The sequence below is a fragment of the Thermomonospora cellulosilytica genome (genome assembly GCF_014138835.1).
In the GTDB taxonomy this organism is placed as follows: domain Bacteria; phylum Actinomycetota; class Actinomycetes; order Streptosporangiales; family Streptosporangiaceae; genus Thermomonospora; species Thermomonospora amylolytica.
Map to the genome: position 1 here is coordinate 3375811 of NZ_JACJII010000001.1, position 25827 is coordinate 3401637.

19 protein-coding genes are annotated in these 25827 nt (G+C 74.3%); 6 read left to right on the forward strand and 13 right to left on the reverse strand.

All coding sequences use genetic code 11. From position 1 onward, the window contains the following. Positions 1 to 8: 8 nt before the first annotated feature. Positions 9 to 3902 carry a vitamin B12-dependent ribonucleotide reductase gene (locus tag HNR21_RS16070; protein WP_182705849.1) on the forward strand — a complete coding sequence of 1298 codons (3894 nt, stop codon included), beginning with the start codon at positions 9 to 11 and terminating at the stop codon, positions 3900 to 3902. A gap of 115 nt (positions 3903 to 4017) precedes the next feature. Here HNR21_RS16070 and HNR21_RS16075 read toward each other — a convergent pair whose 3' ends face one another. After that, positions 4018 to 4899 (reverse strand): AraC family transcriptional regulator, encoded by an 882-nt coding sequence (locus HNR21_RS16075; protein ID WP_182705850.1) that lies wholly within the window; start codon positions 4897 to 4899, stop codon positions 4018 to 4020. A gap of 108 nt (positions 4900 to 5007) precedes the next feature. Here HNR21_RS16075 and HNR21_RS16080 point away from each other — a divergent pair, with 108 nt between their 5' ends. Both HNR21_RS16080 and HNR21_RS16085 read left to right on the forward strand, forming a co-directional pair. Beyond that, positions 5008 to 5838 carry an NAD(P)H-binding protein gene (locus HNR21_RS16080; RefSeq protein ID WP_182705851.1) on the forward strand — a complete coding sequence of 277 codons (831 nt, stop codon included), beginning with the start codon at positions 5008 to 5010 and terminating at the stop codon, positions 5836 to 5838. 50 nt (positions 5839 to 5888) lie between these two features. Next, complete coding sequence (locus tag HNR21_RS16085) at positions 5889 to 6719, forward strand: aldo/keto reductase (protein WP_182705852.1); 831 nt, start codon at positions 5889 to 5891, stop codon at positions 6717 to 6719. A gap of 10 nt (positions 6720 to 6729) precedes the next feature. Here the strand turns inward: HNR21_RS16085 and HNR21_RS36380 are convergent, their stop codons facing one another. Further along, a complete protein-coding gene (locus HNR21_RS36380; RefSeq protein ID WP_182705853.1) occupies positions 6730 to 7437 on the reverse strand; it encodes a DoxX family protein in 708 nt (235 codons plus the stop codon). A gap of 142 nt (positions 7438 to 7579) precedes the next feature. Between HNR21_RS36380 and HNR21_RS16095 the strand changes: the two genes are divergently transcribed. After that, on the forward strand, positions 7580 to 8890 hold the full coding sequence (locus HNR21_RS16095) for a TerD family protein (protein WP_182705854.1): 1311 nt from the start codon (positions 7580 to 7582) through the stop codon (positions 8888 to 8890). Between the two features lie 4 nt (positions 8891 to 8894). Here the strand turns inward: HNR21_RS16095 and HNR21_RS16100 are convergent, their stop codons facing one another. After that, on the reverse strand, positions 8895 to 9551 hold the full coding sequence (locus HNR21_RS16100; protein ID WP_119727822.1) for an HhH-GDP family DNA glycosylase: 657 nt from the start codon (positions 9549 to 9551) through the stop codon (positions 8895 to 8897). Between the two features lie 59 nt (positions 9552 to 9610). Further along, the gene (gene rnhB / locus HNR21_RS16105) at positions 9611 to 10336 is read right to left on the reverse strand and encodes a ribonuclease HII (RefSeq protein WP_376766626.1); all 726 of its coding nucleotides are present in this window, start codon (positions 10334 to 10336) and stop codon (positions 9611 to 9613) included. 220 nt (positions 10337 to 10556) lie between these two features. Between rnhB and HNR21_RS16110 the strand changes: the two genes are divergently transcribed. Both HNR21_RS16110 and HNR21_RS16115 read left to right on the forward strand, forming a co-directional pair. Beyond that, the gene (locus HNR21_RS16110) at positions 10557 to 13046 is read left to right on the forward strand and encodes an AAA family ATPase (RefSeq protein WP_182708663.1); all 2490 of its coding nucleotides are present in this window, start codon (positions 10557 to 10559) and stop codon (positions 13044 to 13046) included. 119 nt (positions 13047 to 13165) lie between these two features. Then, positions 13166 to 14260, forward strand: coding sequence for a winged helix DNA-binding domain-containing protein (locus tag HNR21_RS16115; protein WP_182705856.1), 1095 nt, complete (start codon positions 13166 to 13168; stop codon positions 14258 to 14260). Between the two features lie 34 nt (positions 14261 to 14294). Here HNR21_RS16115 and HNR21_RS16120 read toward each other — a convergent pair whose 3' ends face one another. The 9 genes from HNR21_RS16120 to HNR21_RS16160 form a co-directional block, all read right to left on the reverse strand. Continuing rightward, the gene (locus HNR21_RS16120; RefSeq protein WP_182705857.1) at positions 14295 to 15143 is read right to left on the reverse strand and encodes a 5-oxoprolinase subunit C family protein; all 849 of its coding nucleotides are present in this window, start codon (positions 15141 to 15143) and stop codon (positions 14295 to 14297) included. After that, positions 15140 to 15760, reverse strand: coding sequence for a 5-oxoprolinase subunit PxpB (gene pxpB / locus HNR21_RS16125; protein WP_182705858.1), 621 nt, complete (start codon positions 15758 to 15760; stop codon positions 15140 to 15142). Before pxpB ends, HNR21_RS16120 begins: the two co-directional genes overlap by 4 nt. Before the next feature lie 19 nt (positions 15761 to 15779). Next, complete coding sequence (locus tag HNR21_RS16130) at positions 15780 to 16541, reverse strand: LamB/YcsF family protein (RefSeq protein ID WP_182705859.1); 762 nt, start codon at positions 16539 to 16541, stop codon at positions 15780 to 15782. 10 nt (positions 16542 to 16551) lie between these two features. Further along, complete coding sequence (locus HNR21_RS16135; protein ID WP_182705860.1) at positions 16552 to 17334, reverse strand: putative hydro-lyase; 783 nt, start codon at positions 17332 to 17334, stop codon at positions 16552 to 16554. A 24-nt stretch (positions 17335 to 17358) separates the two neighbouring features. Then, positions 17359 to 17727: a UCP033725 family protein gene (locus tag HNR21_RS16140; RefSeq protein ID WP_312881054.1), complete on the reverse strand. Its 369-nt coding sequence runs from the start codon at positions 17725 to 17727 to the stop codon at positions 17359 to 17361. Beyond that, positions 17724 to 20471, reverse strand: coding sequence for a TY-Chap domain-containing protein (locus HNR21_RS36015; RefSeq protein WP_182705861.1), 2748 nt, complete (start codon positions 20469 to 20471; stop codon positions 17724 to 17726). The genes HNR21_RS16140 and HNR21_RS36015 overlap by 4 nt, the downstream gene beginning before the upstream one ends. A gap of 65 nt (positions 20472 to 20536) precedes the next feature. Continuing rightward, positions 20537 to 23575, reverse strand: coding sequence for a TY-Chap domain-containing protein (locus tag HNR21_RS16150; RefSeq protein ID WP_182705862.1), 3039 nt, complete (start codon positions 23573 to 23575; stop codon positions 20537 to 20539). Between the two features lie 147 nt (positions 23576 to 23722). Then, on the reverse strand, positions 23723 to 25264 hold the full coding sequence (locus HNR21_RS16155; RefSeq protein WP_312881055.1) for a hypothetical protein: 1542 nt from the start codon (positions 25262 to 25264) through the stop codon (positions 23723 to 23725). Positions 25265 to 25461: 197 nt separating this feature from the next. Further along, the gene (locus tag HNR21_RS16160) at positions 25462 to 25761 is read right to left on the reverse strand and encodes a hypothetical protein (protein ID WP_182705863.1); all 300 of its coding nucleotides are present in this window, start codon (positions 25759 to 25761) and stop codon (positions 25462 to 25464) included. Positions 25762 to 25827: the final 66 nt, after the last annotated feature.

Consider the following 25827-nt stretch of genomic DNA (forward strand, 5'->3'; position numbering starts at 1 on the left):
GGAGAGTCATGACCGAAACGGTGAGCGGCTCGGCATCCCGACGCGGCAAGGGCCGCAAGGGGCTGAAGATCGGGCGGGTCTTCACCACGCCGGGAGTGCATCCGTACGACCAGGTCACCTGGGAGCGCCGGGACGTCGTCATGACGAACTGGCGGGACGGCTCGGTCAACTTCGAGCAGCGCGGCGTGGAGTTCCCCGACTTCTGGTCGGTGAACGCGGTCAACATCGTGACCTCCAAGTACTTCCGCGGCGCCGTCGGCACCCCCCAGCGCGAGTGGAGCCTCAAGCAGCTGGTCGACCGGGTCGTCGGCGTCTACACCGAGACCGGCAGGGCGCACGGCTACTTCGCCTCCGACGAGGACGCCGAGATCTTCGACCACGAGCTCAAGCACGCCCTGATCCACCAGATCTTCAGCTTCAACTCCCCCGTCTGGTTCAACGTGGGCACCAAGTCCCCGCAGCAGGTCTCGGCGTGCCTTCCTTACGACGCGCTGGTCAGCACGCCCGCCGGCCTGATCCCGATCGGGAGGCTCGTCGAGGACGACGCCGTCGGCACCAAGGTGTACGACGCGCACGGCATCACCAGGATCGTCGCCACCAAGGCCAACGGGGTGAAGGACGTCCTGCGCATCCACACCAAGGCCGGTTACACCCTGGACGTCACCCCCGACCATCTGGTCTGGCGCGCCACGGGTGAGGGCACCGGCGCGTTCGTCGAGGCGGGCCAGCTGCGGGTCGGCGACATGCTGGAGTGGCACCGCCGCGACTCCTACGGCGAGGCCGAGATCACCTCCCGGGAGATCGCCGAGGCGGCGCTGGCCGGCTGGCTGCAGTCCGACGGCTTCGTCGGGCAGTACGAGCACGGCACCAACCGTTCGCTGACCATCGAGGCGATGACGGTGACCGACGCCGAGCGCGACTGGGTCATCCGCCAGCTGAACGTGGTCTTCCCCGGTGTCCACCGGCACGAGCGCACCGTCCAGACCCAGGACACCGAGCTGGACTGCCGCCGCATCCGCCTGTACGGGACCGGGCTCGCGGAGTTCGTCGACGCGTGGGGCCTGCGCGCCCGCGGCGCGGACATGACCGTCCCCGAGCGCCTGTACACGGCGCCGCTGCCCGTGGTCGCCGCCTACCTGCGCAGCATCTTCCAGGCCGAGGGCTTCGTGTCCGAACGCGAGCGCTCCACGGTCGTCGAGGTCGACATGGTGTCCGAGGAGCTGATCCGCGGCATCCAGCGGCTGCTGCTGCGCTTCGGGATCTACTCCCGGGTGGGCTTCAAGAAGGACGCGCGCGCCGACCGCCAGGGCTGCTGGACGCTGCGCATCCAGGTCGCCGGGGACCGCCGGATCTTCGCCGACGAGATCGGCTTCATCGACCCGGTCAAGGCCGAGAAGCTGCACCGGAGCTTCGAGAAGGCCGGCCGGGGCGCGTACCCGACCAAGCGACTGGAGATCGCCCGCATCGAGCACCTCGGTCCCATGGAGGTCTACGACATCCAGACCGAGAGCGGCGAGTTCCTCGCCGGGAACCTCCGCGTGCACAACTGCTTCATCCTGTCGGTGGACGACACGATGGAGTCGATCCTCGACTGGTACAAGGAGGAGGGGATCATCTTCAAGGGCGGCTCCGGGGCGGGGCTGAACCTGTCGCGGATCCGTTCCAGCAAGGAGCTGCTGTCGTCCGGGGGGACCGCCAGCGGGCCGGTGTCGTTCATGCGCGGGGCGGACGCCTCGGCGGGCACCATCAAGTCGGGCGGGGCCACCCGGCGGGCCGCCAAGATGGTCGTGCTGGACGTCGACCACCCCGACATCGAGGAGTTCATCTGGACCAAGGCGCGCGAGGAGGACAAGATCCGCGCGCTGCGGGACGCCGGCTTCGACATGGACCTGGGCGGCAAGGACATCACCAGCGTCCAGTACCAGAACGCCAACAACTCCGTCCGGGTCTCCGACGAGTTCATGCGCGCGGTGGAGAACGACGAGGAGTTCGGCCTGCGCGCCCGGCTCACCGGCGAGGTCATCGAGACCGTCAAGGCCCGCGACCTGTTCCGCGCGATGGCCCAGGCCGCCTGGGAGTGCGCCGACCCGGGCATCCAGTACGACGACACCATCAACGACTGGCACACCAACCCCGAGACCGGGCGCATCACCGCGAGCAACCCCTGCTCGGAGTACATGAGCCTGGACAACTCCTCGTGCAACCTGGCGTCGATCAACCTGCTGAAGTTCCTGCGCGAGGACAACACCTTCGACGTGGAACGGTTCACGAAGCTGACCGAGCTGATCATCACCGCGATGGACATCTCGATCACCTTCGCCGACTTCCCGACCGAGAAGATCGCCGAGACCACCCGGGCGTACCGGCAGCTCGGCATCGGGTACGCCAACCTGGGCGCGCTGCTGATGGCCACCGGGCACGCCTACGACTCCGAGGGCGGGCGCTCGCTGGCCGCGGCGATCACCTCGCTGATGACCGGCACCGCCTACCGCCGCTCCGCCGAGCTGGCCGCCATCGTCGGCCCGTACGAGGGGTACGCGCGCAACGCCGAGGCGCACAAGCGGGTGATGCGCAAGCACGCCGCCGCCAACGACGACATCCGCACCCTCGACGAGATGGACAGGGCCGTCCACGCCGCGGCCACCAGGCAGTGGGCCGAGTGCCTCACCCTCGGCGAGAAGAACGGCTACCGCAACGCGCAGGCCTCGCTGCTGGCGCCCACCGGGACCATCGGCCTGATGATGGACTGCGACACCACCGGCATCGAGCCCGACCTGGCCCTGAAGAAGTTCAAGAAGCTGGTCGGCGGCGGGTCGATGGAGATCGTCAACCACACCGTCCCGCGGGCGCTGCGCAAGCTGGGCTACCAGACCGAGCAGGTGGAGGCGATCGTCGAGTACATCGCCGAGCACGGCCACGTGGTGAACGCGCCCGGCCTGCGCCCCGAGCACTACGAGGTGTTCGACTGCGCGATGGGCGAGCGGGCGATCAGCCCGATGGGCCACGTGCGGATGATGGCCGCGGTCCAGCCGTTCCTGTCCGGCGCCATCTCCAAGACCGTCAACATGCCCGAGCAGGCCACCGTCGAGGACATCGAGAGGGTGTACTTCGAGGGCTGGAAGATGGGCCTCAAGGCGCTGGCGATCTACCGGGACAACTGCAAGGTGGGCCAGCCGCTGTCGGTCGCCAAGAAGAAGGAGGAGGCCAAGGCCGAGCCCGCCGCGGCGCCCGCCCCGGTGCCGGCCCGCCCGGTCCGCAAGCGGCTGCCCAAGCAGCGTCCGGCGACGGTCACCCGGTTCTCGGTGGCCGGGGCCGAGGGCTACATGACCGCCTCCTCCTACCCCGACGACGGCCTGGGCGAGGTGTTCCTCAAGCTCGGCAAGCAGGGCTCGACCCTGGCCGGCGTGATGGACGCCTTCTCCATGGCGATCTCCATCAGCCTGCAGTACGGGGTGCCGCTGGAGACGTGGGTGGAGAAGTTCACCAACATGCGGTTCGAGCCGGCCGGGATGACCGACGACCCGGACATCCGGATGGCCACCTCGGTGATGGACTACATCTTCCGCCGGCTGGCCCTGGACCACCTGCCGTACGAGCGCCGCGCCGAACTCGGCATCTTCACCGCCGAGGAACGCGCCATGCAGGCCAACGGCGAGGACCCCGCCACCCTGCACGCCGAGGCGGAGGTCGCCCGGGAGACCCTGGCGCAGACCGCCGAGATCGCCAAGCCGGCCCCGCGCCCGCAGCCCGAGCAGCCCTCCGGCGGCCTGTCGGTCATCGAGAGCCACCAGGGCCGCACCGCCGACGACGCGCCCCTGTGCATGACCTGCGGCACCAAGATGCGCCCGGCGGGCAGCTGCTACGTCTGCGAAGGCTGCGGCTCCACCAGCGGCTGCAGCTGACCGGTCACGGCCCCGTGTCGTAGCGGGCACCGTTCTCCGCGGGGAGCCGGCATCGTGCCGGCTCCCCGCTCGTCATGTGGCGGCCAGGAACGGGGCATGCGGTGTGGGTGCTCGGTTAGGGCTGGGACTTGTGGCGGTAGGCGGTGGGGCTGAGGCCGTGGGTGCGCTTGAAGGCCTGGCTGAAGGCGAAGGGGTCGGTGTAGCCGACCTGGCGGGCTATGGCGGCGACCGTGTGGGTGGTCTCGGCGAGGAGGTCGGCGGCCAGGGTCATGCGCCAGTCGGTCAGGTAGGCGAGCGGGGGGTCGCCCACCAGGTCGGTGAAGCGTTGGGCCAGGGTGGTGCGGGAGACGGCGGCCACCGCGGCCAGGGAGGCCAGGGTCCAGGGTTCGGCGGGGGCCTTGTGCATGGCCTGCAGGACGGGGCCGACGACGTCGTCGCTCATGGCGCGGTACCAGGTGGGCGGGTCGGCTTCGGGACGGTCGAACCAGTCGCGCAGGGCGCAGACCAGGAGCCAGTCCAGGAAGCGGTCCAGCACGATGCGGCGGCCGGGGAGCGGGGCGGTGAGCTGGGCGTCGAGATAGTCGCGTATCGCCGCGCAGTGGTCGTCCTCGTCGGGGACGACGATGACCGGCGGCAGGACGCGCAGCAGGCGCCGGGGCGCCTGGCCCCGCACGTGGTAGGCGCCGGCCAGCAGGACGGTGTCACCGGTCGCGGGTCCCTGCCCCGGCGCGTCGCAGCGGACGTCCTGGCAGGCGGTGAACGTGGGCGAGGAGGAGAAGACGAAGGGATCGGGGCCCCGGACGATCGCGGCCTCGCCCAGGCGGACCCGGCGGGACTCGCCGTCGCGGACGATCCAGCCCTCACCGCGCAACGGCGTGCACAGCGTCATGTAGGCCCCGTCGGTGAAGCGCAGCGCCCCCGGCGAGGTCAGCACCGAACGGCCGAAGGCGGCCCCGTCGGCGCGCACGCTGCGCAGGAGATCGTCGAACGGGTCCACACCGCCACGATACGAGCCCGCGCCGCGGCGATGGGAAGCGCGCGGACGATCGGCCATGCCCGGTGGACGATCGGCCATGTCCGGGCCCGGACCGGGCGGGTTGACTGCATGAACATGACGAAGAAGGAGATCCTGGTTCTGGCCGCCACGGGGAAGACCGGGCGGCGTGTGACGGCGAGGCTGAGGGCGGCGGGGGAGACGGTCCGCGCCGCGTCGCGTTCCAGCGAGACGAGGTTCGACTGGACCGACCCGGCCACCTGGGACGCCGCCCTCACCGGCGCGACGGCCGTCTACCTGGTCGCCCCCGAGGAGCCCGGTCCCGTGCACGAGTTCGTGGAACGGGCGGTCAAGGCGGGCGTCCGCAGGTTCGTGGCGCTGTCGGGACGCGGCATGGACAAGGTCCGGGAAGGCTTCGAGGGCATGGCCGCCGCCGAGCAGGCCGTGCGGGACTCCGGGGTCGAGTGGACGATCATCCGCCCCAACAACTTCGCCCAGAACTTCGACGAGGACCTGTGGCGGGAGCCGCTGCGCTCGGGACGGCTCGCCCTGCCGATCGGCGACACCCCCGAGCCGTTCGTCGACGTGGGGGACGTGGCCGAGGTCGCGGCGGCCCTGCTGACCGGGGACGGGCACGCGGGGAACGTCTACGAGCTGTCGGGGCCGCGGGGACTGACGTTCGCCGAGGCCGTGGAGATCATCGCACGGGCGGCGCGGCGGCCGATCCGCTTCGAGGAGCTGACCCCGCAGCAGTACCGGGCCGAGCTGATCGCCGAGGGCTGGCCCGAGGAGGCCGCCGACACGCTGAACGTCATGTTCGCCCACATGCGCGAGGGGCACCTCGCCGAGCCCGCCGACGGGGTGCGGCGGGTCCTCGGCCGGGAGCCGGCGGCCTTCGAGGACTACGCCGCCAGGGCCGCGGCGACCGGGGCGTGGACCTGAGCGGAGACCTCGGGCGTTACCCGGTGCCCGGCCGGGTAACGGTGTGGGGCATGAGCGTTCCGGATGTGACTCTCAACAACGGTGTGCGGATGCCGCAACTGGGGTTCGGGGTGTTCCAGGTGCCGCCGGGCGAGGCCGAGAGCGCGGTGCGCACCGCGCTGGAGGCGGGGTACCGGAGCATCGACACCGCGGCGATCTACGGGAACGAGGAGGAGGTCGGCAAGGCGATCCGCGCCTCGGGGCTGCCGCGGGAGGAGGTGTTCGTCACCACCAAGCTGTGGAACTCCGACCAGCGGTACGACGCGGCGCTGGCGGCGTTCGACCGGAGCATGGGCAGGCTCGGGCTCGACGTGCTGGACCTGTACCTGATCCACTGGCCGATGCCGGCGCGGGACCTGTACATGGACGCCTGGCGGGCGCTGCGGCGGCTGTACGAGGACGGTCGGGTCCGGGCCATCGGGGTCTCCAACTTCACGGTGGAGACGCTGCGGCGGGTGATCGACGAGTCGGGGATCGTGCCCGCGGTCAACCAGATCGAGCTGCATCCCCGGCTGGCGCAGGCCGAGCTGCGGGCGTTCCACGCCGAGCACGGGATCGCCACCGAGTCGTGGGGGCCGCTGGGGCAGGGCAAGGGACTGCTGGAGGACCCGGTGCTGACCCGGCTGGCCGACAAGCACCGGCGCACGCCGGCGCAGATCGTGCTGCGCTGGCATCTGCAGCTGGGCTGCATCGTGATCCCCAAGTCGGTGACGCCGTCGCGGATCGCCGAGAACATCGACGTGTTCGGCTTCGAGCTGGACGAGGAGGACATGGCCGAGATCGCGACGCTGGACACCGGGGAGCGCCTGGGGTTCGACCCGGAGACCATGAACATGGCCTGACGACCGACGATCAGTGGTCGCCCTCCGGCGGACGGGACTTGCGGCGTCCGGCCACCCTGACGTCGTCGTTGACGATGTCGGCCGCCAGCCGGGGTGGGGCCGCCGAATCGGCGGGGGGATCGGCGAGAGAGTCCCGGCCCTCCTCGGGGGAGCCCTTCCCCTTCCGGCGGGTCCTGCGGGATCGGGGCTGCGGCGCGGTCTCCTCGACCGGCGGCTCTGCGGCCGGTACGGGCGCGGTCTCCTCGACCGGCGGCGGCCAGGGCTCCTCGGAGTCCTCCGGCTCCCCGGCCTCCCGGGCGCGGCGGGGGAACAGGCGGTGGTCCAGCGTGAGCCGCCCCCCGCCGCCCGCGGCGAACAGCAGGCTCGCCAGCCCCAGCACGAGCACCAGCTCGAAACCGCCCCGCGCCTGCCCCTGGTCGACCAGGAACACCCCGTTGCCGCCGTGCACGAAGACGAACGCCCCCGCCATGTCCAGGAACAGCAGGGTCCCCGCCACCGGCAGCCCCAGCCCCGCGATGAGGGCCAGCCCGCCGAGCAGTTCGGTGAACGTGGCGTAGATGGCGGCGGCGGTCGGCGCCGGGACGTCCATGCGGGCGAAGCCGTCGGCGGTGGCGGTGACGCCGACCTGGATCTTCTGCCATCCGTGGGCCAGGAACACGATGCCGACGCCGAGCCGGGCCAGCAGCGCGACCACGTCGTACAGCGGCCGTGAGCGCATGGCGGTCGTCCCTCCGGTCCGTGTCCCGAAAATCCTGGAAAGGATGATCCACCCCGCCGGGGCCGCCGTCCATGGCGCCGGGGGAGCCGAAACCATAACGGAACCCTCGATTCCCTCGCCTCCGGAGCCTTAGGTTGACTTCATGGGGATGCAAAAGGGAGCCAACGTCCCGGTGCCCGCCTCGTCGGTGCGGGTGGAGCTGGGCTGGCAGGGCGGGCCGGGCGTGCCCGACGCGGACGCCTCCGCGTTGCTGCTCGCCGGGGGCCGTGTGCGCGGCGACGACGACTTCGTGTTCTACAACCAGCCGGCGCATCCGTCCGGCGCGGTCCGGCACGAGGGCAAGCAGCAGGGCCCGACCGTCCGCGACGTGCTGGCGGTGGACCTGGGGCGGGTGGAGCCGCAGATCGAGACGATCGTGATCGCCGCGTCCGCCGACGGCGGCACGTTCGGCCGGTTCCAGGGCCTGTACGTGCGGGTGCTGGACGCGGCGAACGGGGCGGAGCTGGCCCGCTTCGACCCGCCCGACGCCACCGTCGAGACCGCGTTCGTGCTCGGCGAGCTGTACCGGCGGCAGGGGGCGTGGAAGTTCCGCGCGGTCGGCCAGGGCTACGACACCGGCCTGGCCGGGCTGGCGACCGACTTCGGCATCAGCGTCGACGACACCCCGCCGCCTCCGCCTCCCACGCCCCAGCACCAGCCGCAGAGCCCGCCGCCGCAGATGACGCGGCCCCCGCAGCCGCCGCCCCCGCCGCAGCCGGTCACCATGCCGCCGCCCGCCCCGCAGCCGCCGCCGCAGCCCACGCCCCCGCCGCGGCCGGTCAGCCTCAGCAAGATCTCCCTCACCAAGGAGGCCCCCTCCGTCTCGCTGACCAAGCAGGGCGCCACCGCCGGGAACATGCGCGTCCACCTGCAGTGGACCGCCCGGCCCGGCGCGGCCAAGGGCAGGCTCGGGCTGCGGCGGCGCGGCCTGGACCTCGACCTGGACCTGTGCGCCCTGTGGGAGCTGCAGGACGGCAGCAAGGGCATCATCCACGCCCTCGGCGACTTCGGCGCGCTGAACTACCCGCCGTACATCCAGCTCGACCAGGACGACCGCACGGGCGCCAGTGCAGGCGAGACCATGATGATCAACCTGGACTACAGCCACATGTTCCGCCGGATCCTGGTGTTCGCCGAGATCTACGACGGCGCCGACGACTTCCGCGGCGTCGACGCCACCGCGACGCTCTACCCGCGGGGTGCCCCGCCGGTCGAGATGAACATGAACGACTGCGTCGACGCCTCCCGTGACGCGGTGCTGGTGCTCATCGAGAACGTGGGCGGCGAGCTGGTCGTCCACCGCCAGGGCCGGTTCATCCCGCCCCCGCCGGGGCGGCCCCGCTGGGGCAAGCTGGCGGTGGACGTCGCCTACGGCTGGGGCCTGGAGTGGGTGGCCGCCCGCGGCAAGGACTAGCCGTTCACCTCCCGCCGGCGACGACCTTCCTCCCGGCGGTGAGGGACTCGGCGAGCTTCTTGTCCTTGGCCACGCGCACGAGGGCGGCGGCGAACCGCGCCAGGTCCTTGTCCGGCACCAGGTCGGCCAGGCGCTTGGGGTCGGTGGGCAGGCCGAGCCGTTCGGCGCCCTTGCGCGCCTGCTCGTCCATGTAGGGGCGCAGCCACGGCCACACCGCCTGCGCCTCGCGGAAGAAGATGTCCACCCCGGTCGGCCCGATGCCGGGGAACTCGCGCAGCAGCTCGGCGGCCCGCTGCGGGTCCCGGCCGCTGTCGCGGGCCAGCCGGCGCAGGTCGCCGCCGTACTTGTCCTGGGCGATCTCGGCGGTGTCGCCCAGGCGGGTCGCGGTGGACTCGTCGTAGCGGACGTAGTGGCCGCGGCCGAGCGCGTCCACCCGGTCCTGCCAGGTCATCCGCAGCAGCCCGCGGGCGGTGCCGCCGCCGGCCTCGAACAGCTCGCGGGCCGCGCTCACGGCGATCTCGGCGGAGATGCGGGCGCTGAGGAGATTGCTGAGGACCAGCAGCTTGAACAGGGGCGCGGGCTGGTCCTTCAAGGGGATCTGGGCCTCCTCGGCATAGGTCCGTCCCGCCTCGCGCAGCAGCTTCTTCACGACAGCGTCCATCACTGGCACCTCCCGTACAGGTCCGGGATCTACCCCTGTGGTGGACGCTTATGAGCGCTCTACAGCAGGGAAAGCTGGCCGGAACCGGCGAGGGGGTCGCGCCGCACCCGCAGATGCCGCCATCGGGGCAGGTCGTCGAGGTACGACCAGGACAGCCGGTGGTGCGGGGTCGGCCCGGACTCCTCCAGCGCCCGCTGGTGCGCCGGTGAGGGGTATCCGGCCGACTCGGCGAACCCGTACGCCGGGTACTCGGCGCCCAGCTCGGCCATCAGCCGGTCGCGGTATACCTTGGCCAGCACCGACGCCGCCGCCACCGACACCGAACGCCGGTCCGCCCCGATCTCGCACCGCACCCGCCAGGGAGCGCCGAGATAGTCGTGCCCGCCGTCGAGGATCACCATGTCGGGCGGCTCCGGCAGCGCCGCCAGCGCCCGCCCGGCGGCCCGCCGCAGCGCCTCGGTCATCCCCACCTCGTCGATCTCCCCCGGCTCGGACACGCCGATCGCCCAGCCGGTCAGCCAGCCGGGCAGGACCCCGGCGAACGCCTCCCGCCGGGCGGCGGTCAGCAGCTTGGAGTCGGTGAGCCGGACCTCGCCGTGCACGGGCGGGTCGCTCAGGTCGGTGACCGCCGCGCACACCACGACCGGGCCCGCCCACGCGCCCCGGCCGACCTCGTCGACCCCGGCGATGCGGGCGGCCCCGGCGGCGGCCAGCTCGCGTTCGATCGAGTAGTCGGCGGCGGTGCGCGGCGCGGCCTGCGGAGACGGCGTCTCCAGGCCGGGCAGGGCGTCGGGGGTCGTCGGCACGCGGACATGATGGCAGCCCGACGGGGCATGAGGTGTCGGACGGCACAGTTCCTGTCGGTATGTCGCGTCATGATGGCCCCGGGCGCCCTGCGCGTGCCAGGCTGGACTCGCGCGGGGTGTCGGCAGGGACATGGACGGACCTGTCCGCCGGTTTCGCGGCGGGACGGCCCCGGGCGAGGCGAGGAGGCCGGTGGAGCCGATGCGACAGTTCGGGGACTCCGATCCCCGCCCGGCGGCGGGGATCGCGGCGCGGGATCTCTTCGAACGCGCGCGCTGGCGGTACTTCCAGGTCCAGCCGGGGCTGCGTTTCCTGGCCGGGGTGCTGCTGACGGCGGTCGCGGTGACCGTCGCGGTGCTGACCCGCCAGCCGGCCGTCGTCATGGCCGCGGTCGCGGTGGGCGTCCCGGCGCTGCTGGGGGTGTTCCACCTGACGATGCGCTCCCCGGCGGGCACGGCGGTGGCGCTGGTGGTGGCGGGCTGGGCGGCGGTCTCGGTGCCGCTGGGCCGGCAGTACCCCGAGCCCTCGCACCAGGGCCTGTTCCTGGCGCTGCTGGCGGTGCCGGTGGCGTTCGGGGCGTCCCGGCTGCGGGGGTACGCGCCGTGGCGCACGGTGCTGGTGGCGCTGGGCTGCGCGGGGCTGGTGGCGGCGGCCACCGCCCGGCCGCTGGCGGCGCTGCACGTGCTGCCCGCCTGGGCGACCGCGCTGGGGATCCTGGTCTACCGCTGGGACCAGGCGCGCCGCGCAGTGCCCGCCGAGGCGTACGACACCGGCTGGGTGCAGGAGCAGCAGGAGGCCCGGCTGTCGGAGCCCGTCCCCGACGTGCCCGACATGCCCGATGACCGTGCCGCCGACGAGCCGGTGGACGCCGGGGTGCCGCCCGCCACCCAGGTCGCCTACGAGCAGCGCGCCGCCGCCCACACCGCCCCGCCGGTCCGCGAGCCGGTCGAGGAGACCCCGCAGATCTCCGTCGGGGACGCGCTCGCCGAACTGGAGGCCATGATCGGGCTGGAGCCGGTCAAACGGCAGGTCCGGTCCATCGCCGCGTCCATCGAGGCGGCGCACCTGCGGGCGGCGGCGGGGGTGCCGAGCGAGAAGCCGATGCGGCACTTCGTGTTCGTCGGGCCGTCCGGCACCGGCAAGACCACCGTGGCGCGGGTGCTGGCCGGGGTGTTCTACGCGTTCGGGCTGCTGCCGCGGGCCAGCGTGGTCGAGGCGTCCCGGGCCGACCTGGTCGGCGACCATCTGGGCGCCACCGCCATCAAGACCAACCGGCTGGTGGACTCCGCGCTCGGCGGGGTGCTGTTCATCGACGAGGCGTACTCGCTGGTCAACCAGGCCGACGGGCAGCCGGACCGGTTCGGCAACGAGGCGGTGCAGACGCTGCTGAAGCGGGCCGAGGACGACCGCGACAACCTGGTGATCATCCTGGCCGGGTACGAGTCGCAGATGGAGGAGTTCCTGGACTCCAACCCGGGGCTGGCGTCCCGGTTCGGCACCCGGGTCCGGTTCCCCTCCTACACCCCGCCCGAGCTGCTGCGGATCGCCGAGTACCACGTCGGGCTGCGCGAGGACCGGCTCGACGAGGAGGCGACGCGGCGGCTGCGGTCCCGGTTCGAGGACGTGTGCCGGCGCGGCATCATCGACGAACTCGGCAACGGCCGGTTCGTGCGGTCGCTGACCGAGGCGGCGGCCCGCGCCCGCGACGTGCGGGTGGTCGGGTCCGGGGCCTGGTCGGGCCGGCAGCCGACCGCCGAGGAACTGGTGACCATCCGCGCCGAGGACGTGGAGACCGCGTTCGCCGAGGTCACCGAACGGTACCGGGGCTACGACGAGACGCCCACCCTGGAGGAGGCGCTCGGCTCGCTGGACGCGATGATCGGGCTGGAGCCGGTCAAACGGCAGGTCCGGGAGATCGCCGCGCAGCTCCAGGTCGCCCAGATGCGCGAGGCCAAGGGGCTGCCGACCCGCCCGCCGATGCGGCACTTCGTGTTCGTCGGGCCGCCCGGAACCGGCAAGACCACGGTCGCGCGGGTGCTGGGCCGGGTGTTCGCGGCGCTGGGACTGCTGGCCCGCCCTTCGGTGGTGGAGGCGCACCGGGTGGACCTGGTGGGGGAGCATCTGGGGGCCACCGCGATCAAGACCAACCGGGTGATCGACTCGGCGCTGGGCGGGGTGCTGTTCATCGACGAGGCGTACGCGCTGGACAACCCCGGCTACGGCGGCGGGGACGCGTTCGGCGCGGAGGCGGTGCAGACGCTGCTGAAGCGGGCCGAGGACGACCGGGACCGGTTCGTGGTGGTGCTGGCCGGCTACGAGGCCGACATGGACCGGTTCCTGCGGTCCAACCCGGGGCTGGCGTCGCGGTTCGACGTGCGGGTGGTGTTCCCCTCCTACGGGCCGGACGAGCTGCTGCTGATCGCCCAGTCCATCGCCGAGCAGGGCGGGGACCGGTGGGAGGACGCCGCCCTGGACGACCTGGCGCTGATCTTCCAGCGGGTGTGCGGGCTGGGCCGGATCGACGAGCTGGGCAACGGCCGGTTCGCCCGTTCGCTGTACGAGAAGGCGTGCGCCTCCCGGGCGCTGCGGGCCGCCCGGCTGGGCGCGGCGGCCACCCCCGCCGACCTGACCGTGCTGACCGCCGAGGACGTCCGCGCCGCCTACACCGAGCTGCAGCCCCGGCGGCGCTGACCCCTCGCCGCCGGAGCGGACGATGGCGCGCCGACATGGCGGCGCGGCGTCCGGCCGCGGGGATCCCGGCCGGGCTCGGCGGGCGGTGCACTGTCGGCGGTGTGCGGTGTAATCGGCGCATGGAGTCGTTGACCTGGTCGCAGGTGCTGGCATGGCGGATGCGGCGGCAGTACGTGACCGAGCCCGCAGCCCTGCCCGCCGTGGAGGTGGCGCGGCGGCTGGCCGGGGTGCAGGCCCAGGTGGCCTCCGCCGCGTCGCTGGCGGTCGCCGTACGGCAGGCGTCGCCCGAGCCGGGGGAGACCGCCCGCGCCCTGTGGCAGGACCGGACCCTGGTCAAGACGTGGGCGATGCGCGGCACCCTGCACCTGCTGCCCGCCGACGAGGCCCCCGCCTACCTGGCCCTGTGCGCCACGGTCCGCAACTGGGAGAAGGCGAGCTGGCAGAAGAACTTCGGCCCCACCCCCGCCGAACTCGAGGCCATCGCCGAGGCCGCCACGGATGCGCTCGCCGGGGGCGCCTGCCTGACCCGTGAGGAGCTCACCGCCGAGATCGTCGAGCGCACCAGCTCCGAGCATCTGGCCGAGGCGCTGGGCTCCGGCTGGGGCGCCCTGCTCAAACCCCTGGCCTTCTGGGGCGTGCTGTGCTTCGGCCCCTCCCAGGGCACCAAGGTCACCTTCTGCGCCCCCGCCCGCCACATCCCCGGCTGGGCCGATCCGCCCCCGATCGAGGACGCCGCCCGCACCGTCATCCGCGCCTACTTCGGCGCCCACGGCCCCGCCACGGTGGACGCCTTCGACGCCTGGCTGATGCGCAAGACCCACAGCCGCAAGGACCTCAGGACCTGGTTCGCCGCCGCGGCCGACGACCTGGTCCAGGTCGACATCGAGGGCACCCCCGCGTACGCGCCGGCCGACCACCTGGACGAGCTGACCGAGACCGCCCCCGCCACCGGCACCGTCCGCCTCCTGGGCGGCTTCGACCAGTACGTCCTGGGCGCCGGCACCAACGCCGCCTACCTCATCCCGCCCGACCACCGCTCCGAGGTCAGCCGCACCGCCGGCTGGATCTCCCCGGTCGTCCTCCACGAGGGCCGCGTGGCGGGCACCTGGGAGCCCAAGAACGGCATCACCACCACGCTGTGGGAGGACGTCCCCGCGGACCTGCTCACCGCCCAGATCACCCGCCTGCGCCCCCTCCTGAACGCCTCCTCCTGACACCCTCCGCCGACAGGCCGCGGGAACGAGGCGGTCAGAGGCGGAAGCGGACCTTCTGGCCGGGGCGAAGCTGGGCGGCGGTGGGCAGGTCGGCGGAGGACAGCACGGCGATGACCGGGTAGCCGCCGGTGGTGGGATGGTCGGTCAGGAAGACGATGGGCAGGCCGTTCGGGGGGACCTGGAGGGCGCCGGTGACCATGCCCTCGCTGGGGAGTTCGCCGTCGCGGGCGCGCTGGAGGGGACGACCGGCCAGGCGGATGCCGACGCGGTTGCTCTCGGCGGTGACCTCGTACGGCTCGGCGGTGAGGGTGCGCAGGGCGTCGGGGGCGAACCAGTCGTCCCTGGGGCCGGGCAGGATCCGCAGCACGGGTTCGCCGGGCAGCGGGGGGACGGGGGCCTGGTCGACCAGGATGGGGGTGTCGCCGGGGGCGTCTCCGACGGGCAGCCGGTCGCCGCCGGTCAGCGGGGCGGGGCCGAGGCCCGACAGCAGGTCGGTGGAGCGGCTGCCCAGCACCGGGTCCACCGCCAGCCCGCCGCGGACCGCCAGGTAGGTGCGGACTCCGGCCTCGGGGACGCCGACCTCCAGGCACGTCCCGGCCGGGACGTGGCAGGGGGCGTTCATGGCGGCGGGCCGCCCGTTCACCCGCAGCGGGGCGGGCGCTCCGGTGGCCGCCACCCACGCGGAATTGTGGAAGCGCAGGACCGCCCCGCCGAACGTCATCTCCAGGCAGGCGGCGTCCTCCGGGTTGCCGACCAGCCGGTTCGCCAGGCACAGGCTGGGCCGGTCCGCCGCCCCCGAGCACGGCACCCCCAGATGGGCGTGCCCCGGACGGCCCAGGTCCTGCACGGTCGTCAACGGCCCGGGACGCACCACCTCGATCATCGGGCCCCCTCCACGGGCACGAACCGGACCCTGGCGCCCGGCCGCAGCAGGGCGGGGGAGGGACGGCCCAGATCCCACAACGCCACGTCGGTACGGCCCAGCAGCCGCCAGCCGCCGGGGGAGGGCGACGGGTAGACGGCCGAGTAGGGACCCGCGATCGCCACCGACCCCGCCGGCACCGACGTGCGGGGCGTACTGCGGCGCGGCACGTGCAGCGCCGGATCCAGACCGGTCAGGTAACCGAAGCCGGGGGAGAACCCCAGATACGCCACCACGTAGTCCCCGGACGCGTGACGGCGCACCACCTCCCCGGCGGTCAGGCCGGTCAGCTCCGCCACCTCGGCCACGTCCTCCCCGTCGTACCGGACGGGGATCTCCACCGGTGCCGCGTCGCCCTCCGGGCGTTCCGGCAGCTCCAGCGACGCCAGCCGCGCCCGCAGCCGGTCCAGGTCGCAGCGGGCCGGGTCGGTGACGACCAGGACCGTCCGCTCACCCGGAACGACGTCCACGATCCCCTCGAACCCCGCCGCCCGCACCGCGGCGTGCAGCCGGTGCGCGGTCGCCAGGTCCTCGACCTCCGCCAGCACCGCCGTATCGCCCGCCCTGCGCACCCGCACGCGCCCCTCCCCTTCCGGATCAGCGGGGCGGCGCGAACGCCCACACCTCGACCCCGGCGTCCACCAGCGCCCTGCGGACGGCCCGCGCCAGCCCCACCGCCCCCGGCGTGTCGCCGTGGACGCAGACGGAGCGGGCGTTCACCGGCACGTCGGTGCCGTCGATCGCGGTGACCACGCCGTCCACCGCCATCCGCACCGCCCGTTCGATCACCAGGCCCTCGTCGTGCACCACCGCCCCCGGTTCACGACGGGGCACCAGCCGGCCCTCCGGCGTGTAGGCGCGGTCGGCGAAGCACTCGGCCACCACCGTGAGCCCGTCCGCCACCTCGTGCACCGCGGACCCCGGCAGGGTCAGGACCGGCAGCGACGGGTCGTACTCCCGGACCGCCGCCACCACCGCCCGCGCCTGCTCGGCGTCCCGGGCGATCCGGTTGTAGAGCGCGCCGTGCGGCTTGACGTACGACACCCGCCCGCCGGACGCCCGCGCGATCCCGTCCAGCGCCGCCAGCTGGTAGAGGACGTCGGCGGTCAGCTCCTCGGGCGCCATGTCGATCTCCCGCCGCCCGAACCCGGCCAGGTCCCGGTACGACACCTGCGCCCCGATCGCCACCCCGCCGGCCACCGCCGCCCGGCACACCCGCCGCATGATCACCGGGTCGCCGGCGTGGAATCCGCAGGCCACGTTGGCGCTGGTGACGATCTGCAGCAGGGCCGCGTCGTCGCCCAGCGTCCATGCGCCGAACCCCTCGCCGAGGTCGGCGTTGATGTCCATGACCGCCATGATCCCATTGTCAGTCGGCGTGGTCGGTGATGAACATCCGGCCCGGCGCGTGCGTGATCGCGAACTCCGGTTTGCTCGCCATGCACACCGCCTGCGGCGTCACCCCGCACGCCCAGAACACCGGCACGTCCCCGGGCTCGGCCCGGACCGGGTCCCCGAAGTCGGGCCGGCCCAGGTCGGCGATGCCCAGCGCGGCCGGGTCGCCCACGTGCACCGGCGGGCCGTGGTGTTGCGCGAACCGGGAGCTCACCTCGATCGCCGTGTCCACCAGCGGCTCGGGCACCGGCCGCATCGACACCACCAGCGGGCCCGACAGCCGCCCCGCCGGAACGCACGGCCGGTCGGTGACGTACATCGACACGTTCCGGCCCTGCTCCAGATGCCGCACCGGCACCCCGGCCGCCGCCAGCGCCGCCTCGAAGCTGAAGCTGCAGCCGATCAGGAAGGCCACCAGGTCGTCCCGCCAGTACGCCGTCGCGTCGCCGACCTCGGCGACCAGCGTCCCGTGCTCGTAGATCCGGTACGCCGGCAGGTCCGTGCGCAGGTCCGCGGACGGGGCCAGCTCGCGCGGGCGGGGGTCGCCGGGGTCGGTCACCTCCAGCAGCGGGCACGCCGCCGGGTTACGGTGGGCGAACAGCATCGCGTCGAACGCCAGGTCACGGGGCACGGCCAGCAGGTTGGCCTGGACATGGCCGCGGCACCATCCGCTGGTCGTCGACGTGGTCGCGCCGGTGCGGAAGAGCGCCCGCGCCTGGGTGGGGGTCAGTACGGACGGCTGGTCGGGGAGGCTCATACCGGGGTTGTTTCCCCCGATATGTCAGAACCGTTCCTCCCGCAGGCCGGTCACTTCCTCGCGCCGCACCCAGCCCTGGTGGACGTCCACGTCGAACGTCTCCAGCCCCAGCCGCCGCGGCGCCGCCGGGTCCGTCCCCGCGTACTCCACCCGCAGCCACCCGTCCAGCTCGCCCAGAACCTGGAACGGCTCCCCCCGCCACGTGCACCGGGTGACCACGTAACACAGGTGGTCGATCTCCTGCAGCGGCACCACCCGCACATGCCGCCCCGGAACGGCCTCGGCGAACCCCTCCGCCGGCCCTCCCGTGTAGAGCCTGATCTGGTCCCCGTCCGGGCTGGCCTCGTACTCCAGCCCCTGCCACCCGGCGTAGTAGCCGTCCCGCACGCTCACCCGTCCACCTCCGCGGTGCGCAGCCAGGCGCGCAGGTCGGCGTCGTACACGGCCAGGAACGTCTCCGTCCCCGCACGGTCCAGCCGGAACATCTCCGCCCCGTGCGGCAGCCTCCGGCTCCCGATCCGGAACGTCGGCACCACCGTCCCCGGCACCGCCCGCACCAGCGCGGGCCGGATCAGCGGCCAGCGGATCACGTGCACCTCGTCGTCCCCGGCCGAGAACGGCGACCCCGGACGCTCCAGCCCCAGGGCCCGCACCACCTGCTCCGGCGTCCGCAGCCCGCTCACGTCCTGCAGCCGGTTGACCGCCCCGGCGACCCAGTCGTAGCCCCCGTCGAGGTAATGCGCCACATGATCGGGCCGGACGACCTTCTGCACCACCTCGCCGTCCCGCAACGGCCGGACGGCCTCCACCTCGATCTGCGGAGCCTCCGCATACCCCACCGGCACGGAGGTCTCCCCGCCCAGCCCCCCGGCCGGCCCGTGCTCGAGCTCCACCGCCGCACCGCCGCCCCCGGCCCGCGCCGGCTCCGCGCCACCACGCCGCACCGCCTTCCCGGCCACCGGCAGATCAGCGGCGGAGGCCACAGAACGCCCCCCGCCATCGGGGAGATCGGCCGACGACACCCCCCGCCCGAGATCGGCGGCAGCGGACCGAGCGCCCTCCCCGGCGCCCGGGGTAGCAGGCCGACCACCGCCGGTTCCTCCCGGGGAGGCTTGAGGACCGGTGCCGGGGAGATCGGCCGATGGCACGGCCTGCCCACGATCGGCGGTGGAGCGAGCGGCTTTCCCGGCGACCGGGGTCATGGACTGGCCGCCGCTGCCGGTTCCTCTCGGTGATGTCTGAGGGCCGGTGCCGGGAAGGTCGGCCGACGGCACGGCCTGCCCAGGGTCGGGGGTAGTGGGCCGAGTGGCTTTTCCGGCGCCCGTGGGCTGGCCGCCGCTGCCGGTTCCTCCCGGGGATGCCTGAGGGCCGGTGCCGGGGACGCCGGTGGGCGGTACGGCCTGTCCGGGAGCGGTGGCGGAACGGGCGGCCTTTCCGGCGACCGGGAGATCGGTCTGGGCGGCCGTGGGCCGTCCGCCGGGCTCGGCTCCAGGGGGCGGCCCATCGGTGGGGCGACGGGCCGGTCCGGTGTCATGGCGGCGTGCCGCCTTCCCGGCGACCGGGAGGTCGGTCGCGACCGTCGCGGACGGCCCGCCGGTCCCGGCATCACCCGGCCGGGCCCGGCGCTCGGCGAGCGGGTCCGCTGCGGGCGGCGTCCGAAGGCCCGGGTCCGCGGCGACGTTCCCGTGATCCGTCTGTTCGGGCGTGGAGAGGTCGCCCGGCCGGGACCCGGGGACCTGCCCTGGCGGGGTGTGGGCGGGGGCCGTGGGCGCCGACATCGGAGGGGTGGAGGCGGGCGGGCGGCCGGAGCGGGCGTGTTCGGCGACGCGCCTGATGGTGTCGGTGTCGATGTAGGCGGAGCTGGGGAGGCGGGTGTTGATCGCCAGGCGCCAGGCGGGGTCGGGCCACTCGCAGGCGAGTTCGGCGAACGTGGTGCGGCGGTAGTCCATCAGCGGGCCGCCGAGCGCCCAGTCCATGGCGTCCGGGGAGGTGAACGCCAGGATGTAGGTGCCGTCGCGGTAGTCGGCGGTCAGGTGCCGGCCGTCCGGGGCCACCGGGACGTACAACTGGGCGCGCAGCACGATGTTCAGGTAGCCGCCCTGGTCGCCGCGGCTCTTGGCGGCGACCAGGGCCGCCTCGATCTCCGGGTCGGCGTGCCGGCCGGAGCCCGGCGGCGCACCGGCCCCGGCGGCGGGCAGCGACGGGCTGGTCTTGCGGATCTCCACCCGGCCCGGGTCGGCGGGCGGGATGCCCAGCTCGGTCAGCTCCACGTACGACGGGCCGATGAACGCCTCGTACACCAGGTCGTCGGGGCCGCGGGCCAGATGCACCTCGCGCAGCGCGACCACCATCATCTCCGCCAGCCGGCGGAACTCGTCCGGCTCGGCCCCGGCGGGCAGGTCGAACGTCCAGTTGGGGTGGTCGCCCGGCCAGCGCCAGCCCACGGCGGCCAGCCGTTCCTCCTGGGCGGCGTCGAACACCGGGGTGTGCGGCGGCAGCGCCTGGCCGCTGACCGCCTCGGCGTGCACCCCGCGGGCGTCGCGGAACGCCTGCACGTAGTAGCTCTCCTGGAGCCGCTGCGAGACCACCAGCCCCATCTGCGGCTGCATCGCCGCCAGCTCGCAGGCCAGCCGTTCGGCGAACACCGCCCACTCCGGCGGGGCCGGCGCAGCGGGCGCCGGCTCCTGGCCCGCCCGCGGGACGCCCAGCCCCGGCATCGGCAGCGGCCCGGGGTGCTCGCCGTCCCGGTCGGCCTCGTAGCACAGGTCGGCCACCGACGGCACGCCGTACACGTCACGGAACGCGGAGACCATCCGCTCCGCCAGCGCCCGGCACTCGGCGGCCTGCTCCCGCGTGATGTCGGCGGGCTCGGCGGGCAGCATCACCCGGCACCACCAGTTGCGGCGCTTGTGGCCGTCCGGGGTCAGCCAGCCCAGCTCCGACAGCAGCAGCTCCTGCCGGGGGCTCAGCGGCTCGGGCAGGTAGTCGCTGCTCACCGCCTCGGCGTGCAGCCCGCTCTGGTACCGCATCGCCTGCACGTAGGGCAGCCCGTCGAACCCCTGCACGACGACGTACGCGTCGACCGGCAGGTGCATCAGCTCGCGGGTCAGGCGCTGGGCGAATTCGTTCCAGTCCAAACGGGGGCACTCCAGGCGGGCGCTGCACTTCGGTGAAAGCAGACGTTAGCGCGTCGAACGCCGCTTCACCGCTCGGTGTACCCGGATCCGTCCGACACGCCCGCCGCCACCGGTGTCCAGCCACCGCCGGCCGCGTCGTAGACCGCCACCGGCCGCGGCTCACCGCCGTCCCCGGCGTCGACCCACAGCCGGGCGCCGTGCGGCAACCGCATCGCCACCTGCCCGCCGGTCCCGGGCTCCGGGCGACCGCGGTCCCCGGCCTGCGGCTCCGGCGGCAGAACGCCCTCGTCCGGCCGAGCGACAGGCCCCTCCTCCGGAGACGGCGACGCGGCGGTCGCCCGCTCGTCGGTCACGGGGAGCCCACGCGGCGGCGTCCCCGCCTGACCGTCTTCGGCCGGGGACGGCGTCGCACCCGCCTCGGAAGCGGCCTGCGGGAAGCCGTGCGGCGGCGTGCCCTGCCCGGCGGGCGTCGGCTCACCGTGCGGCGGGTTCTCCGGCTGGATGCTCTCGGACCGAACGGCCAGCCGCGTCAGCGCCGCCAGATCCGGCAGCGGCCCCGCGGCCTCGGCCGCCCGCTCACCGGCGGGCGAAGGCGCCACCGACCCCGGCGACGCCTCCGGGCGGGGCGCCGGCACGTTCGGAACGCCGCGCGGCGGGATCCCCCGATCGGCGCCCTCGGCCGGAGCGGGCTGCGGCACCCCGTGCGGCGGAGTGCCGGACCCGGCGAAGTCGCGCGGCCCCTCCGGCGACGGCAGGTCCGGCATGCGCTGCGGAGGCACCGCGTCACGCGACGGCTCCGCCGGCCCCCCGTCCGCGCCCACACCCGGAACACCGTGCGGCGGCGTTCCGCCCGTCCCGGCCTCCGGACGTTCACCGACCTGGGCCGGACCGGGCAGACCGTGCGGGGGAGTGCCGGGACCGGCGAAGTCGCGCGGCGATCCTTCCCGCGCATCGGGAACGCCGTGCGGCGCGGGCTCACCCGGCTGCTCGGCGTGTCCGTTGTCCGCACCCGGGACGCCGTGGGGCGGGGTTCCGCCCCTCTCGGCCTCCGGGCGTTCGCCCGGCAGGGCCGGACCGGGCATCCCGTGCGGGGGCGTGCCGGGTCCGGTGAAGTCGCGCGGCGATCCTTCCCGCGTGTCGGGAACGCCGTGCGGTGCGGGCTCACTCGGCGGCTCGGCGTGCCCGCCGTCCGTGCCCGCACCCGGGATGCCGTGGGGCGGCGTTCCGCCCCTCTCGGCCTCCGGGCGTTCGCCCGGCAGGGCCGGACCGGGCGTCCCATGCGGGGGCGTGCCGGGTCCGGTGAAGTCGCGCGGCGATCCTCCCTGCATGTCGGGAATGCCATGCGGGGCGGGCTCGCCCGGCGGCTCGGCGTGCCCGCCATCGGAGCCTGCGCCGGGAACGCCGTGCGGCAGAGCCTCGAGTGACGTGCTGTCCGGGCGTTCGCCCGCTTGGGCCGGACCCGGGATGCCGTGCGGGGGAGTGCCGGGCCCGGCGAGGTCCTGTGGAACCCCGTCTCGTCCGCTCGGGGAGGAAGGGGCCGTGCCCTCATGGGATGGGGGCAGGCCCGGCAGGCCGTGCGGGGGAGTGCCGAGGCCGGTGAAGTCGTGCGGTGCCTCGTTGTGTCCGGCCGGTGCGAGCGGGCCGAGAACGTCGTGCGGGGGCATGCCCCGGCCGGCGGCCTGGTGCGGATGCTCCGAGCGCCCGTTGGGCGAGGGGAGGTCCGAGCCGCCGTGCGGGGCCGCCGGTGGCCGCTCCAGGGGCATGGGCAGGTCCGGCAGGCCGTGCGCGTGCGTTCCCCGTTCCGCGGCTTCGGCCGCCGTGTCGTGGGGAGGGAACACGCCCGGCGCCCCAGGGCCCGGGAAATGGGGCGGGGCTTCGTTGTGCCCGTTCGGGGAGAGCGGGTCCAGGCCGCCTGGCGGGGGCTCGACGCGGCCGTTCGGCATGGGCTCCGGATGCCCGTTCGAGGACCCCTCCGAGGGCCCGGAGTGCCCGTTGAGCGAGGGCAGGCCCGGAAGGGCGCCGGGGGACAGGGGGTCCTGAGCGGGGTCGAAGGCGGCGAAGCCGGGCCTGCCGTGCGGGTCCGTGCCGTTGGGGGCGGGAAGGCCGTGCGGGGGGACGGCGTCGGCGGCGGCCTGCTCGGCGGTGCGGCGGGTGTGGTCGAGGCGGGCGATGGCGAGCGCGTCCAGATGCATCTCGCTGGGCAGGCCGGTGTTGATCGCCAGCGACCAGGAGGGGTCCGGCCAGGCGGCGGCCAGGGCCCCGAACGACAGACGGCGGTGCGGGGGCGGTGCGGTGGGGTCCTTGGGGCTGAGCGCCGCGGTCAGCGCCTCCGTGGAGGAGAACGCCAGCACGTACGTCGCCCCCCCGATGGTGGTGGTGACCAGCTCCGGCGCGCCCGGGCCCTGCGGCAGCGGCAGCACCAGGTCCGAGCGCAGCAGCAGGTCGAAGTAGGTCATGTGGTCGCCGCGCTGCTTGGCGTCGGTCAGCGCGAGCTCCAGCTCGCCGGGCGCGAACCCCGGTCCGGCCGGCGGCGCGGCGGGCCCGCGGTGGAGCCCGGGGGCGACCGCGTGCGGCCCGTCCTCCGGGAGCACCGGGGCCGACAGCACGGGGTCGGCGACCCGCGGGGCCACCGGGTCGGGGGTGGTGCGGCGCTCGGTGACCCGGGCCGGGTCGGCGGGGGAGATGCCGAAGCCGAGCAGCTCGATCAGGCCGTTGCCGTGCCGGTGGAACGACTCGTACACCAGGTCGGAGGGCCGCCGCACGCCCTGCACGTCGCGCAGCGCCTGCACCATCATGTCGGCCAGCCGGAAGTGGTCGCCCGGGGTGGCGTGCCCGGGCAGGTCGGTCCACCAGTTGCGCGGGGAGGGGTCGCCGGGCGGCTTCCAGCCGACCTCCCGCAGCACCTCCTCGTCGGCCGGGGTCAGCAGCAGCGGCCCCTCCAGGAAGTGGTTGCTGACCGCCTCCGCGTACAGCCGGTCCGGTTCCCGCATGGCCTGGACGTAGTGCCGGCTCTCGGCGCGCTCGCGGACGATGAGGATGGTGTCGCGATCGAGACCCGCCAGCTCACGGCCGAGGCGTTGGGCGAACTCGGACCACTCCAACAAGATCACTCCTCACTGGCCAGGGGGGCTCGCGAGTGATGGGGTCGGCTTCGTCGCGCGGGCAGGTCTGGGCACCCCCGAGAGATCCGATAATCGCCGTCTCGGCAGTCTCCTGCAAACCGGAGGTCACAGGGGTCGTCATGGCGCCGGTCACATCGGCGGGGGGTTGTGACGCAGCGTGTGCAGCGCGCGACGCAAGGCGTCGGGGTCGTCCCCGCACCGGGCCAGCACCTCGATCAGCCGGTGCAGGATCTGGTGCCGTTCCAGGCCCGCGTCCAGCAGCGCCTGCGCCGTCTCCCACAGTTGCGGCGGATCGCCGTTCCACAGCCGGACCGCCAGCCGCTCGTGCGCGTCCAGATGCTCGGGCGCCGCGCCGGGATGCTCGAACTCGATCATGATCCGCCGGTCGGCGGGGTCGGCCGGGTCCAGTTCGGCCAGGTCGATCCGGCCGCGCCCGGGCATGTGGTGCTCCCCGGACAGGAACGGCAGCGCGAACGCCCGCCGCGGCAGCGCCTCCAGTTCCCCGTCCGGCACCAGCCGGTGCACCAGGGACCGGTCCAAACCGAACGCCGCCGGATCCCGGTACGCCTCGGTGAACGCCCCGGTGGCGTCCCACACCGCGTCCAGCGCCGCCCGCACCGCCTGCGGCGGCAGCCCCGACCGGCGGCCCGCCCAGCGCACCCAGGCGGCCAGCACGTGCGGCATCGCGTCCTGCTCGGCCGGCGACAGCAGCACCTTGCGGGGCAGCCAGTCCAGCAGGAACCGCTCGCACTTGACCGGGCTGACCCGCAGCGGCCGCCCCTGGTCCTGCTCGCAGCCGTACTCGATGATCCGGTCCACGCAGCGGCCCGCGGCGGAACGGTCCGACAGGTCCTCGGCCTCGTCGGAGGCCAGGAACCGCGCCGCCAGCGTCGCCCGCCGGTCCCGCCCGTACACCGGCGGGGCGGGCAGCCGATATCCCGGCGGCAGCGCCCGCATCCGCGCGCGCAGGAACGCGTGGTAGGCCGGGAACGTCTCCGGCACCGGCGGGTCGGCGGCCGCCCCGGTGACCGCCAGCCCGCGTTCCAGCAGGGCCCGGGCCCGCGGCGGGTCCAGCGGCTCGAACCGCATCAGCGGGTTGGTCCGCTCGTCCTGCCGGCAGTGCTCCAGCAGCCGGTCGACCTGTGAGGACACCCAGGCGTCGCGGACCATCCCGGACCGGTTGTGGTCGACCTGGACGACCAGCGCGTGCCGGTCCGTCCCGTCGTAGCTGTAGACGCACACCAGCGTGTCCTGGTCGCCGAAGACGTCCCGGGAGGTGAAGCAGTCCTCGGGGGCCACCATCCCGACCCGGTCCGCCCAGCCCGGCCGGGCCACCCCGCGGTCCATCAGCGCCAGCGCGGCCCGCTCGGCCATCGCCGCCTGCCGGGCGGTGCCCAGGCAGGCGATCCCGGTCAGCAGCGCCAGCGCCGCCGGGGTGCCGGCCCGCCCGGCGTGCTCGACCAGCCGCTCGCCGACGATCTCCTCCACGTCCCCGGCCGCCGCCCGCTGCCCCCACCAGGTGCCCAGCACCTCGCTGACGATCAGCTCGGCGTCCAGCGGGCTGCGCACGGCCAGCAGTTCCCGGGCGTGCCGCAGCAGGTCGTCGAAGATGCCGGTGATCTCGTCCGGCGCCCTGCGGCGGTCCCCGGAGGGGCGGCTACGGGGGCTCACGCCTCAACCTTCTCAGACTGGATCGGGTCCGTGATCACGCGGGGTCCGGCGGAACGGTCGCCCGGCACGCGACGGGGCCGGACGGCGCGGCGGCCGACCGGAGGAACGGTGCGGTGCGGGTGGGAACGGCTCATGCTCGCGGGCCCACCCTACCGTCGTCCCCGGCGGGGACGCGTGCCGCCCGGCGTGTCGCCGGCTCAGCGGGCGGCGTCGGGCCCGGGCGGGGCGGCGCGCTCGCGCTCCCGGCCGCTCCACGGGCCGACCCGGCCCGACGGCGGCTCGGACTTGACCATCCCGATCAGATGCTCGCGGGCCATCCGTTCGACCACCGCGGGCGTGGGCTCGACCCCCAGATGCGTCATGCACGCCAGCACGTCGGCGACGCACCGGCGCACGGTCTCGGCGGACAGCGGGGCGAACTCCGCCACCAGGCGTCGCGACAGCCGCTCGCGGGTCTCCTCGCGGGCGTCGCCTCGCCGGTCGGCCAGCACGCGCATTCGGCACCCCCTGATCTGCGCCGGTCCATGCCGGGGCGCGCCCTGCGCCCGCAGGGCCGGCGCGCG

Coding starts and splice junctions, on each gene's coding strand:
- HNR21_RS16130 (WP_182705859.1), bottom strand. CDS start 16,541: ATGGCGGTCATGGACATCAACGCCGACCTCGGCGAGGGGTTCGGCGCA.
- HNR21_RS16160 (WP_182705863.1), bottom strand. CDS start 25,761: ATGCGCGTGCTGGCCGACCGGCGAGGCGACGCCCGCGAGGAGACCCGC.
- HNR21_RS16100 (WP_119727822.1), bottom strand. CDS start 9,551: ATGGACGCTGTCGTGAAGAAGCTGCTGCGCGAGGCGGGACGGACCTAT.
- HNR21_RS16135 (WP_182705860.1), bottom strand. CDS start 17,334: ATGAGCCTCCCCGACCAGCCGTCCGTACTGACCCCCACCCAGGCGCGG.
- HNR21_RS16095 (WP_182705854.1), top strand. CDS start 7,580: ATGGGGATGCAAAAGGGAGCCAACGTCCCGGTGCCCGCCTCGTCGGTG.
- HNR21_RS36380 (WP_182705853.1), bottom strand. CDS start 7,437: ATGCGCTCACGGCCGCTGTACGACGTGGTCGCGCTGCTGGCCCGGCTC.
- HNR21_RS16120 (WP_182705857.1), bottom strand. CDS start 15,143: ATGATCGAGGTGGTGCGTCCCGGGCCGTTGACGACCGTGCAGGACCTG.
- HNR21_RS16115 (WP_182705856.1), top strand. CDS start 13,166: ATGGAGTCGTTGACCTGGTCGCAGGTGCTGGCATGGCGGATGCGGCGG.
- HNR21_RS16110 (WP_182708663.1), top strand. CDS start 10,557: ATGCGACAGTTCGGGGACTCCGATCCCCGCCCGGCGGCGGGGATCGCG.
- HNR21_RS16085 (WP_182705852.1), top strand. CDS start 5,889: ATGAGCGTTCCGGATGTGACTCTCAACAACGGTGTGCGGATGCCGCAA.
- HNR21_RS16080 (WP_182705851.1), top strand. CDS start 5,008: ATGAACATGACGAAGAAGGAGATCCTGGTTCTGGCCGCCACGGGGAAG.
- HNR21_RS16070 (WP_182705849.1), top strand. CDS start 9: ATGACCGAAACGGTGAGCGGCTCGGCATCCCGACGCGGCAAGGGCCGC.